Genomic DNA, 11,474 nt, shown 5'->3' on the forward strand with positions numbered 1-11,474 from the left:
TCTTCACACCTCACGCGGGTGCCTACGGCCAGTTGCCGCCGTCACCGCCGCCGTTGCCCTGGCCGCGGTTGTTGCCGCCGCCGATCAGGTCCGGCGGGATGGAGATGCCGGGCCACGGCTCCTCGTCACCGGGTTTGCCGTCGTCCGGCTTGTCCCGGTCCTTCTCCTTGTCCTTGTCGTCCTTCGGGACGTCCGGGATGTGCACGCCGACGAAGGGCGGAGCGGGCTCGCTGGCCAGCGCCCCCGTCATCGCGTCCTTCCAGATCGGACCCGGGACCGCGCCACCGAAGACCTTCTCGTGGTACTGGCCGCCGATGGTGATGTACTCCATCTTCACCTGCTGGCTGGCGCTGCCGACCCAGACGGCGCCCGACATGTTCGGGGTGTAGCCCACGAACCAGGCGTTCTTCCTGAAGTCGGTCGTACCGGTCTTGCCCGCGTTGTCGCGGCTCTGCAGACCGGCCTGTCGGCCGGTACCGGAGTCGACCACTCCGCGCAGCAGGGTGTTGATCGTGTCGGCGGTCCGCTCGGACATCGCCTTGCTGCACTCGGTCTGCGGGACCTTCAGGCTCTTGCCGTCGGCCGTCTTGATCGACTCGATGGCGGTCGGCGTGCAGTAGGTCCCGCGGTTGGCGAAGGTCGCGTAGGCGTTGGCCATCACGAGGGGCGCGATACCGGTGGAGCCGAGGGTGAGCGCCGAGGGTACTTCCGGCAGTTTTGTGTTGTTGCCCTGCACCACGCCCAGCTTGCCGGTCAGCTCCGTGATCGGGCACATCCCGATCTCGCCGATCATCTGCACGAAGTAGGTGTTGACGGACAGCGCCATCGCTTCCTTGAGCGGGTACGGCCCGACCTCGGTCTCGTTCTCGTTCTCCAGCGTGGTGTTGTCGGTGTTGACCCACGGCTTGCCGCTGCACGTCGACACCGACTGCGGGTACGGCATCTTGTACGGCGACGGGTAGACCTGCGTCGGCGGCTTGCCCTGCTCCAGGGCCGCGGCGGCCAGGAACGGCTTGAAGGTCGAGCCGACCGGGAAGCCGAAGTTCGAGCCGCCCATGTCGTGGTTGACCGAGTAGTTGATCTGGGTCTCGTTCTTGCCGAAGCCGTACGGCTTGGACTGACCCATGGCGACGATCTTGCCGGTCCCGGGCTGGACGAGCGTGACCGCGGCGGCGACCTTGTCGGTCTGGTAGACGTGGTCCTTTATCGAATTCTGCGCCGATGCCTGGGCCTGCGGGTCCAGGGTGGTCCTGATCGTCAGACCGCCCTGGTTCCAGACCTTGAGCCGGTCCTCCCTGGTCTTGCCGAAGACCGGGTCGGTCAGGAACACCTGGCGTACGTAGTCGCAGAAGAAGCCGGCGCCGTTGACGGCGGTGATGCAGCCGTTCTTGGGCTTGCTGACGTTCAGCTTGATCGGGCTCGCCTTGGCCTTGTCCGCCTCGGCCTGGGAGATGTCCCGGACGTCCGCCATGCGCTGGAGCACGATGTTGCGGCGCTTGGTCGCCTCTTCCGAGTCGTTGACCGGATCGAAGCGGCTGGGCGACTGGACGATGCCGGCGAGCAGCGCGGCCTCCTCCAGCTTCAGGTCCTTCGCCTTCTTGGAGAAGTACCGCTGGGACGCGGCCTCGACGCCGTACGCCTGCTGACCGAAGAACGTGATGTTGAGGTAGTTCTCGAGAATCTTCTTCTTGCCCAGTTCCTCTTCGACCTGGATCGCGTACTTCAGTTCGCGGATCTTCCGGCCGAGGGTCTGCTGGGTGGCCTGGGCGACCTTGTCGGGGTCGTCACCGGCCTCCTCCACGAAGACGTTCTTCACGTACTGCTGGGTGAGGGTCGAGGCGCCTTCGGAGACGCCGCCCGACTGCGCGTTCTTGTTCAGTGCGCGCAGCACGCCCTTGAGGTCGATCGCGCCGTGGTCGTAGAAGCGGGCGTCCTCGATCGCGACGATCGCCTTCTGCATGTACGGGGAGATGTCCTCGATCGGCACGACCGTGCGGTCACGGGAGTAGACCGTGGCGATCGGACCGCCCTCGGAGTCGAGGATCGTGGTGCGCTGACTCAGCGGCGGAGTCTTGAGGTTGGCCGGGATGGTGTCGAATCCCTCGACCGTTCCCTTGGCCGCGAGTCCCAGTGCTCCGGCGGCGGGCAGGGCGATGCCCGCCAGCACGGCTCCGGCGAGCACGCTGACACCGAGGAACTTGGCGGCCTGCTGGGTCCCGGTCAGACCACCGCCCGAGCGCTTCTTTGGCATGGGGCCAGCCTACGTTCTCATTCGCCGGACACGCGTAAAGGCATTGGCCTAAGCTGCTCACAACTGTCACAGCAGTGCGGTTCTGCATCAAGCACTTGACATGATTTCCGCTGTACCCGAATCCGGCGGAGTTGTGTCCGTCAGTCATGTCCGTATCCGGCGCTTGTGTTACCCGGTGCCCCTTGTGACCCAACTGAACTGCCCCGCTATGTCGGCTTTGTTCGGTATGCCCTCAGGTCACTCCCCTGGGTGATCTGCCGCGTACGCATAGTCCGTTCGGGCCATTCAAGATTGGGCCCCAAGGGGGTGTTGCGCTGTGCCCACCTTCCGTAACGTCCTCAACTGGCAGCGGTGAATATGCCGCTGCCGCCGTGGGGGAGCCTCGATTCGGGAGAGGACGGCGCCGGCATGGGCTGGGTAACCGACTGGAGTGCGCAGGCAGCCTGCCGCACTACTGATCCGGATGAACTGTTCGTACAAGGGGCAGCGCAGAACAGGGCCAAGGCGGTGTGCACCGGATGCCCGGTGCGGACCGAATGCCTGGCCGACGCGCTCGACAACCGCGTCGAGTTCGGCGTCTGGGGCGGAATGACGGAGCGGGAGCGACGCGCATTGCTGCGCAGACGCCCCACCGTCACCTCCTGGCGCAGGCTGCTCGAGACCGCACGCACGGAATACGAGCGCAGCGCGGGGATTCTGCCCGTCGCCCTCGACGACGACGAGACCTACGAGGCGTACGCCGCGGTCGGCTAGCTGTCGGCGGTCGCACCGGAAGCACCGGTCGTACCGGGCGGCTGACGGGCTCGGTCTCGGCCGCGGTCGGCCTATCCCTGGTGGTACGGGCCGCGAGTGGCCTTCGTGGTGTCCGTGTCCGCCACGGGTGTCCGAGGCATGCCTTGAGGGCGCGCTGGGCCGAGGTGCCTCCACAGCGCGCACCGACGTGCCGAACAGCAGGCGCGGGCACGCCGGGCCATCCGGTCATGCCCCCATGCCGGACCACACGGCGAACCGTGCCCTGAAGATCCCGCGCCCGTGCTGAGGCGTCGACGCACCGCGAGCGATGCGCGGAGCCGTGCGCTGAAGGCGGCTACGCCGCCCCGGCCGGGGCGAGACCCCCCGTGGCGAGGCGGTCGCCGATGGCGCGCAGGCCGGCGAGATCGTGCACGTCGCCCGGGAGGGCGGGGACCTCGGCCACCGGCACCTCCGGGTGGAGCGCGGTGAAACGGTCACGCGTGCGCTGTTCACGCGCAAGCACCTGCATGCGCTCGGCATGCAGACGCAGCAGACCGGCAGTCATCTCCTGCGTGGTCTGCGTCGGGGAACTCTTCGACTCTGCGGGTTCTTCGGCGACTTGCGGGTGGGCTTCGGGGGCGTGGCCCGCGGACGGGGATTCGGGAGAGACGGCCACGGCGTCACGAACACCAGTCTTCCCGTGCCCCTGATCCACAATGCCGCCTTCATCAAGATTTTCCGCGGCCGCGAGCGCACGCTCCGCCGACAGCCGCGCGGCGCCGCTGACGTGCACCCGGTTGAGGACCAGGCCGGCGAGCGGCATGTCCTCCTCCGCCAGCCGTTCCACGAAGTACGCCGCCTCCCGCAGCGCGTCACGCTCGGGTGCCGCGACCACCATGAACGCCGTCCCCGGCGCCTGAAGCAGCCGGTACGTCGCGTCCGCGCGGGTGCGGAACCCGCCGAACATCGTGTCCATCGCGGCCACGAACGTCTGCACGTCCCGCAGTAGTTGGCCCCCGAGCAGCTTTCCGAGGGTGCCCGTCATCATCGACATGCCGACGTTGAGGAACTTCATCCCCGCCCGGCCGCCCATCTTCGCCGGCGCCATCAGCAGCTTGATGAATTTGCCGTCGAGGAACGACCCCAGGCGCTTGGGCGCGTCGAGGAAGTCCAGCGCGGAGCGCGACGGCGGGGTGTCCACGATGATCAGGTCCCACTCGTCGCGCGCCCGCAGCTGGCCCAGCTTCTCCATGGCCATGTACTCCTGCGTGCCGGCGAAACCGGCGGACAGGGACTGGTAGAAGGGGTTCTCCAGGATGGCGCGGGCCCGGTCCGCATCAGCGTGCGACTCGACGATCTCGTCGAAGGTCCGCTTCATGTCGAGCATCATGGCGTGCAACTCCCCGCCGCCCTCGATGCCTTCGACCCGGCGCGGAGTGTTGTCGAGCGAGTCGATGCCCATGGACTGCGCGAGCCGCCGGGCCGGGTCGATGGTGAGGACGACCACCTTGCGGCCGCGCTCCGCCGCCCGTACCCCCAGCGCCGCGGCCGTCGTCGTCTTACCGACGCCACCGGCGCCGCAGCACACGATGATCCGGGTGGCGGGGTCGTCGATGAGGGGATCGACCTCCAGCCGGGCCGATGCGTCCAGGGTCATGAGCCGGCCCCTTGCTTGCGCAGTTCCTTCGCCAGTTGGTAGAGCCCTGCCAGGTCGACTCCCTCGCTGAGCATGGGGAGTTCGTAGGCACCCAGCTCCAGGGTGTTGAGCGCCTTGCGCTGCTCGCGCTCCAGCTCCACACGCTGCGCGTGTTCGGACGCCTGCTCCAGCAGCGGGGTGACGAGCCCCGCGGCGCCGGTGACGCCGGCGGCCTTGAGCGCGTCGGTGACGGCGGCGCGCCGGCCGTTCGCCGCGTCGTGCACGGCGTCCTCGTCGAGGAGATGCGGCCGGACCATGTTCACGATGGCGTTGCCCACCGGCAGGTCGGCCGCGCGGAGCTCTGCGACACCGTCGGCGGTCTCCTGGACGGGCATCTCCTCCAGCAGCGTGACCAGGTGGACGGCCGTCTCAGGCGACTTGAGGACCCGCATCACCGCCTGCGCCTGATTGTGTATCGGGCCGATCCGGGCCAGGCCCGCCACCTCGTCGTTGACGTTCAGGAAGCGGGTGATGCGGCCGGTGGGCGGCGCGTCCATGACCACGTAGTCGTAGACGTACCGCCCCTGTCTGTCCCGGCGGCGCACGGCCTCGCAGGCCTTGCCCGTCAGCAGCACGTCCCGCACGCCCGGGGCGATGGTCGTCGCGAAGTCGATCGCGCCGAGCTTCTTCAGGGCGCGGCCCGCGCTGCCGAGTTTGTAGAACATCTGGAGGTAGTCGAGGAGGGCGCGCTCGGCATCGATGGCCAGCGCGAACACCTCACCGCCGCCGGAGGCGACGGCGATCTTGCGCTCCTCGTAAGGAAGGGCCTCCGTCTCGAACAGCTGGGCAATGCCCTGCCTGCCCTCGACCTCGACGAGAAGAGTCCGCTTTCCCTCTGTCGCGAGGGCGAGCGCGAGGGCAGCGGCCACCGTGGTCTTACCGGTACCGCCCTTGCCGCTGACGACCTGGAGCCTGCTCACGTATTCGAGCCTAACCAGTCGGACCCCGCCCTACGCACGAGGCTGCCTGCGGCCTGTGTCACGGACCGGGTGGAGGGTGCGGCTACAGTCGGCTCCATGACCAAGTGGGAATACGCGACCGTACCGCTTCTCGTGCACGCGACGAAGCAGATTCTGGACACCTGGGGCGAGGACGGCTGGGAGCTGGTCCAGGTCGTACCCGGGCCGAACAACCCCGAGCAGCTCGTGGCCTATCTGAAGCGGGAGAAGTCCTCGTGAGCGGCGTGGTCGACGCCAGGCTCGCCGAACTCGGGCTGACGCTGCCCGAGGTCGTTCCGCCGCTCGCCGCCTACCAGCCCGCCGTCGTGTCCGGCGCGTACGTCTACACCGCCGGGCAGCTCCCGATGGTGGAGGGCAAGCTGCCGGTCACCGGCAAGGTGGGTGCGGAGGTGACCCCGGAGGAGGCCAAGGAACTGGCGCGCACCTGTGCGCTGAACGCCCTGGCCGCCGTGAAGTCGGTCATCGGTGACCTGGACCGGATCGCGCGGGTCGTGAAGGTCGTCGGCTTCGTCGCCTCGGCGTCGGACTTCACCGGGCAGCCGGCCGTTCTCAACGGAGCGAGCGAGCTGCTGGGCGAGGTGCTCGGCGACAAGGGCGTGCACGCCCGCAGCGCGGTGGGTGTCGCGGTGCTGCCGCTGGACGCTCCCGTCGAGGTCGAGATCCAGGTGGAGCTCGCCCAGGGCTGAGCCCGGCCGACACCCCGGTCAGTACATGTACGGCCCCGTGCCCCCGGATTCCCGGCGGGCGCGGGGCCGTCGCCGTTCCGCCGGTGCGCCGATCCTCCCGCGCCGGTCTTGACGCGGACGCGTCGGTGGGTGTGCCCTGTCCCTTGGCGTCCATGGTTAGGAATCCTTCCTATCGGTGTGAACGCTCTCGTGGAATCGGCGAGCAGTCGCACGCACCTCCTCCATCCCCTCGTCCCCCGAACGAAAGTGGGAGGAAACAGTGGCATCCACCCCCCGCCCACGGGCCGCCCTCGGCGTTCTCGTGGCCGCCGCGACCGCGGCGTTATCCGTTGCGGCACCACCTCTCGCGGGCACGGCAGCCGCCGTTCCCGTCGCGTACGAGGCCGAAGCGGCCAAGGTCTCCCAAGGCGCGGTCGACTCCGACCACACAGGTCACTCCGGCACCGGCTACGTGAACTTCCAGCCGGTGACGGGCGCCTACGTCGAGTTCACCGTCGCCTCCGACCGGACCACCGACGCGACCCTCGAATTCCGGTACGCCAACGGCACGTCCGCGAACCGCCCCCTCGACATCCGGGTCAACGGCGCCCTCGTCGCCGACGACCGCGCCTTCCCCGCCACCGGCGCCTGGACCACCTGGCGGACCGTCACCGCGAACGCCGCCCTCAAAGCGGGCGACAACACGGTCCGGGTCACCACCGCGGCGTCCGACGGGCCCAACCTGGACAAGCTCACCGTCACGGCGAGCGGCCCTGCCGACACGCAGAGACCGACGGCCCCCGCCAACCTGCGCAAGGACAAGGAGCCCACCGCGACGAGCGTCTCGCTCGCCTGGGACGCCGCCTCCGACGACACGGCCGTCACCGGCTACGACGTCTACCAGCACGGCCAGTTGATGAAGCAGGTCGGAGGCACCGCCCTCGCGGCCACCGTCGACGGGCTCGACCCGGAAACGGCCTACGACTGGACGGTCTTCGCCCGTGACGCCGCCGGCAACGTCTCCGGCGCCAGCAACGCCGTCACCGTCTCCACGCTGCCCGCCCCGCCCGACACGCAGGCCCCCAGCGTGCCCAGCGGCCTGCGCTCCGCCGGCGCGGGCGCGACCGCCGTCGACCTCGTGTGGACCGCGTCCACGGACGACACGGGCGTCGCCGGATACGAGATCCACCGCGACGGGGCCGCGGCCGCTACCGCCGACGCCACCTCCGCGACCGTCGGCGGCCTGACCCCGGACGCGTCGTACCGCTTCAAGGTCAGGGCCTTCGACCGCAAGGGCAACAGGTCCGCCTTCAGTCCCGAGATCACCGTCAGGACCCGTGGCGCGATCCCCGGCGGTACTCCCGACCCTGGCACGGTCTCCACCCTGGCCGGCGGCGTGGACGTCGCCTGGGGGCTCGGTTTCCTGCCGGACGGCACCGGCGTCTTCACCGAGCGGAACACCTTCAACGTCTACACGCTCTCCAGGACCGGTCAGAAGACGCTTGTCGGCAAGGTCCCCGAGTCGCAGACCACCGGCGGTGAGGGAGGCCTGATGGGCCTCGAGGTCAGCCCGGACTTCGCCACCGACCGCCTGCTGTACTTCCTGCACACCTCAGGCGACGGCAACCGCATCGCTCGCATGAAGCTCGAGAACAACAGCCTCAGCGGCTACACCGTGCTGCTCGCAGGCATGGAGAAGAGCCGCTTCCACAACGGCGGCAGGCTGCGCTTCGGCCCCGACGGGAAGCTGTACGCCGCCATGGGCGACGCGCAGAGCTCCAGCAAGGCCCAGGACAAGAACTCCCTCAACGGCAAGATCCTCCGGATCGACCGCGACGGTTCGATTCCCGCGGACAACCCCTTCGGCAACGCCGTCTGGTCCCTGGGACACCGCAACCCGCAGGGCCTCGACTTCGACTCGCAGGGCCGCCTCTGGCAGGCCGAGTTCGGCAACAGCGTCATGGACGAGGTCAACCTGATCCGCAAGGGCGGCAACTACGGCTGGCCCGCCTGCGAGGGCACCAGCGGCAGCTGCTCGGGCTACCTCGCGCCGAAGAAGACCTGGCCGACGGCTCAGGCCTCACCCAGCGGCCTGACGATCATCAACGACCACGTCTTCGTCGCCACGACCAGGGGCGAACGCGTTTACCGGATGCGCATCGACACGAGCAGCAACCTGGTGGAGCAGAAGATCTACTTCCAGGGCACCTACGACCGGCTGCGCACCGTCGAGGTCGACCACCAGGGCGACATCTGGCTCACCACGTCGACCGACAAGGACGGCGTGAACGGAAACGACAGGATCCTGCGGATCGACATCGTGTACTCGGGCGCAGGAGCGGCCCGCGGGACCGGCCGCGGGAAGGAGACTCTCGAACATCGGCGCGGAAGCGCATAGCATCCGCCCATGTCCAATGGTCAGTGGTACCCGCCGGAATGGCCCGACCGTATCCGCGCACTCGCCGCCGGTGAGCTCACCGCCGTGGTCCCCAAGCGGGCCGCCACGGTGATGCTGCTGCGTGACACCCCCGACGGTACCGCTGTCCACATGCTGCGACGACGCGCCTCCATGGCCTTCGCCGGAGGCGCGTACGCCTACCCGGGCGGCGGTGTGGACCCGAGGGACGACCGGCCGGTGCGCTGGGCCGGTCCCTCCCTGGACGTCTGGGCGGAGCGCCTCGGAGTCGACGACACGGCGTCCGCGCAGGCCATCGTGTGCGCCGCGGTGCGGGAGACGTTCGAGGAGGCGGGCATCCTGCTGGCCGGCCCCGCTCCCGACACCGTCGTCGGGGACACGACGGGCGACGACTGGGAGGCGGACCGGCAGGCACTGGTCGACCGCGGACTGTCCTTCGCGGACTTCATCGACCGCCGGGGCCTCGTGCTGCGGTCCGACCTGCTGGGCGCCTGGGCGCGCTGGATCACGCCGGAGTTCGAGCCACGCCGCTACGACACCTGGTTCTTCGTGGCCGCCCTGCCCGAGGGCCAGCGCGCCCGCAATGTGTCGACCGAGGCGGAGTCGACGGTCTGGATCAGCCCTGCCGACGCCACGGACGGGTACGACAAGGGTGAGCTGCTGATGATGCCGCCGACGGTCGCGACGCTGCGGACGCTCCAGGCGTTCCGTACGTCCGCCGAGGCGCTGGCGGCGGCGGCGAGCCAGGACATGACCCCGGTGCTGGCCAAGGCCCGGCTAGAGAACGGCGAGGTCGTCCTCAGCTGGCCGGGGCACGAGGAGTTCACCAAGCACGTCTCCACGGGAGGTCCGCGATGACCGACGCAGCCACTCTGCCGGGGCAGCCCCGCGGTGGTGTGCTGTCGGGGCCCGCCACCGCCCGTGCCGTCAACGTCCTCGCGCCGAACGCGTCCGCCATGACCCTCGACGGGACCAACACCTGGATCGTCTCCGAGCCGGACTCCGAGCTCGCGGTCGTCGTCGATCCCGGACCGCTCGACGACACGCACCTGCGGGCCGTCATCGCCACGGCGGAACGCGCGGGCAAGCGGATCGCCCTCACCCTGCTCACCCACGGCCATCCCGACCACGCCGAGGGCGCCTCCCGTTTCGCGGAACTGACCGGTACGAACGTCCGGGCCCTCGACCCGGCGCTGCGGCTCGGCGACGAGGGGCTCGCCCCCGGAGACGTGATCACCACGGGCGGCCTGGAGATGAGGGTCGTCCCCACCCCGGGGCACACCGCGGACTCCCTCAGCTTCCACCTGCCCGCCGACCGGGCCGTACTGACCGGCGACACGATCCTCGGCCGCGGCACGACGGTCGTCGCGCACCCGGAGGGACGGCTCGGCGACTACCTCGACTCCCTGCGGCGGCTGCGCTCGCTCACCGTCGATGACGGCATCCACATCGTGCTGCCGGGCCACGGGCCGGTTCTCGACGACGCCCAGGGCGCCGTCGAGTACTACCTCGCGCACCGCGCGACCCGGCTCGCCCAGGTGGAGACGGCAGTCGAGGACGGCTGGACCACCCCCTCCGAGGTGGTCGCCCAGGTGTACGCGGACGTGGACAGGTCGCTGTGGCCCGCCGCGGAGCTCTCCGTGCGCGCACAGCTGGAGTACCTGCGGGAGCACGGGCTGATCGGCCCCTGACAGCCGGACGGGTGCAGCTCGGCTGAGCGGCCGCACCGGCGCCTTTGCGCGGTCCCCGGCACGGACGGAACCGGCCGGCCATCCTCCGGCGTCGTGGTGCGAGCGATGCTTTACGCTCCGCTTACTTGCGGCATTCGTTCCCGGGGGGAAACCGTGTTCGTACTCTTCGTCATCCTCGTCATCGCCGCGGCGGTGATGTACCTCGTCGCCAGAGGCGGCGACAACAAGGGGCTCAAGCTCGGCGCGGTGGGCGCGCTCATCGCCGGCCTCTTCTCGGGCATAGCCAGCTGTGTCCACGTCATCAGCGCCTACGAGGTCGGTGTGCCCGTCACCTTCGGCAAGGTCGGCTCGCCCATGAACTCGGGCATGAACATCACGTCACCGTTCACCAACGTCACCACCTTCTCCACCCGCCCCGTGGACCTCAATCTCTCCGACAAGGACGTGGTCGAGGTGCGCTCCTCGCAGGGCGGTGTGATGTACGTGGAGGTCACCGTGAAGTGGGCGGTCACCCCCGCGAAGGCGGTCGAGCTGTACCGGCTCGCGGGCAGCGAGGACGCCATTCAGCAGCGCCTGGTCTTCCCCGACAGCCGGGAGATCATCCGCAACGTCTTCGCCCGTCACACGAGCGAGGAGGGCTACACCTCCGCACGCGAGAAGATCAACGCGGAGATCGGCGACCTGATCAAGGAGCGTCTGGCGCCCCGCGGGATCGCCGTCACCACCGTCAACCTGCGCAATGTGCGGCCGTCCGAGCAGCTGCAGGAGCAGATCGACCGCAAGATCCAGCAGCAGCAGGCGACAGAGCGGGCGACGGAGGCGGCGCGGACCGCCACGGCGGAGGCCGAGCGCCGCCGGATCGAGGCCGAGGGCATCGCCAAGGCCAACAAGATCCTCAACGACTCCCTCAGCGACAGGGTGCTCGCCAACCAGTGCATCGAGGCCTTCAAGGAGGCGGCGGCGAAGAACCCCGTGTACGCGGTTCCGTGCGGCACCGGCACGGGGAACCCGCTGATCGTGGACGGCAGCAAGAGGTGAGCAGCAAGGGCTGAACAGCGCACGAG

10 protein-coding genes are annotated in these 11,474 nt (G+C 69.4%); 7 read left to right on the forward strand and 3 right to left on the reverse strand.

Translation table 11 applies throughout. The features are described 5' to 3' along the window. Positions 1-22: 22 nt before the first annotated feature. Positions 23-2,251, reverse strand: coding sequence for a transglycosylase domain-containing protein (locus ACWGH4_RS21230; protein ID WP_453463107.1), 2,229 nt, complete (start codon positions 2,249-2,251; stop codon positions 23-25). Positions 2,252-2,659: 408 nt separating this feature from the next. On the opposite strand from ACWGH4_RS21230, the gene ACWGH4_RS21235 reads away from it, so the two are divergent. Beyond that, entirely contained in the window at positions 2,660-3,004 is a 345-nt protein-coding gene (locus tag ACWGH4_RS21235) for a WhiB family transcriptional regulator (protein ID WP_050791514.1), read from the forward strand. A 334-nt stretch (positions 3,005-3,338) separates the two neighbouring features. Here the strand turns inward: ACWGH4_RS21235 and ACWGH4_RS21240 are convergent, their stop codons facing one another. Both ACWGH4_RS21240 and ACWGH4_RS21245 read right to left on the reverse strand, forming a co-directional pair. Continuing rightward, positions 3,339-4,640 carry an ArsA family ATPase gene (locus tag ACWGH4_RS21240; protein ID WP_453463109.1) on the reverse strand — a complete coding sequence of 434 codons (1,302 nt, stop codon included), beginning with the start codon at positions 4,638-4,640 and terminating at the stop codon, positions 3,339-3,341. Then, positions 4,637-5,599, reverse strand: a complete 963-nt coding sequence (locus ACWGH4_RS21245) for an ArsA-related P-loop ATPase (protein WP_441263547.1) — start codon at positions 5,597-5,599, stop codon at positions 4,637-4,639. The genes ACWGH4_RS21240 and ACWGH4_RS21245 overlap by 4 nt, the downstream gene beginning before the upstream one ends. 96 nt (positions 5,600-5,695) lie before the next feature. Between ACWGH4_RS21245 and ACWGH4_RS21250 the strand changes: the two genes are divergently transcribed. The 6 genes from ACWGH4_RS21250 to ACWGH4_RS21275 all read left to right on the forward strand — a co-directional run bounded on the left by ACWGH4_RS21250 (position 5,696) and on the right by ACWGH4_RS21275 (position 11,448). Then, positions 5,696-5,857: a DUF4177 domain-containing protein gene (locus ACWGH4_RS21250; RefSeq protein WP_005314434.1), complete on the forward strand. Its 162-nt coding sequence runs from the start codon at positions 5,696-5,698 to the stop codon at positions 5,855-5,857. After that, positions 5,854-6,324 (forward strand): RidA family protein, encoded by a 471-nt coding sequence (locus ACWGH4_RS21255; RefSeq protein WP_441263548.1) that lies wholly within the window; start codon positions 5,854-5,856, stop codon positions 6,322-6,324. The genes ACWGH4_RS21250 and ACWGH4_RS21255 overlap by 4 nt, the downstream gene beginning before the upstream one ends. A 259-nt stretch (positions 6,325-6,583) precedes the next feature. Continuing rightward, on the forward strand, positions 6,584-8,701 hold the full coding sequence (locus ACWGH4_RS21260) for a PQQ-dependent sugar dehydrogenase (protein WP_453463114.1): 2,118 nt from the start codon (positions 6,584-6,586) through the stop codon (positions 8,699-8,701). 9 nt (positions 8,702-8,710) lie between these two features. Then, positions 8,711-9,577 carry an NUDIX hydrolase gene (locus ACWGH4_RS21265; protein WP_453463117.1) on the forward strand — a complete coding sequence of 289 codons (867 nt, stop codon included), beginning with the start codon at positions 8,711-8,713 and terminating at the stop codon, positions 9,575-9,577. Then, positions 9,574-10,410, forward strand: a complete 837-nt coding sequence (locus ACWGH4_RS21270) for an MBL fold metallo-hydrolase (RefSeq protein ID WP_453463120.1) — start codon at positions 9,574-9,576, stop codon at positions 10,408-10,410. The genes ACWGH4_RS21265 and ACWGH4_RS21270 overlap by 4 nt, the downstream gene beginning before the upstream one ends. Positions 10,411-10,563: 153 nt before the next feature. Continuing rightward, entirely contained in the window at positions 10,564-11,448 is an 885-nt protein-coding gene (locus ACWGH4_RS21275) for an SPFH domain-containing protein (protein ID WP_441263552.1), read from the forward strand. The last annotated feature ends 26 nt before the right edge of the window (positions 11,449-11,474 follow it).

The organism is Streptomyces sp. NPDC054847 (assembly GCF_053610925.1).

Excerpts from the sequence above, each read along its gene's own strand:
- ACWGH4_RS21240 (WP_453463109.1), bottom strand. The coding sequence starts at position 4,640 with ATGACCCTGGACGCATCGGCCCGGCTGGAGGTCGATCCCCTCATCGAC.
- ACWGH4_RS21230 (WP_453463107.1), bottom strand. The coding sequence starts at position 2,251 with ATGCCAAAGAAGCGCTCGGGCGGTGGTCTGACCGGGACCCAGCAGGCC.
- ACWGH4_RS21235 (WP_050791514.1), top strand. The coding sequence starts at position 2,660 with ATGGGCTGGGTAACCGACTGGAGTGCGCAGGCAGCCTGCCGCACTACT.
- ACWGH4_RS21250 (WP_005314434.1), top strand. The coding sequence starts at position 5,696 with ATGACCAAGTGGGAATACGCGACCGTACCGCTTCTCGTGCACGCGACG.
- ACWGH4_RS21270 (WP_453463120.1), top strand. The coding sequence starts at position 9,574 with ATGACCGACGCAGCCACTCTGCCGGGGCAGCCCCGCGGTGGTGTGCTG.
- ACWGH4_RS21265 (WP_453463117.1), top strand. The coding sequence starts at position 8,711 with ATGTCCAATGGTCAGTGGTACCCGCCGGAATGGCCCGACCGTATCCGC.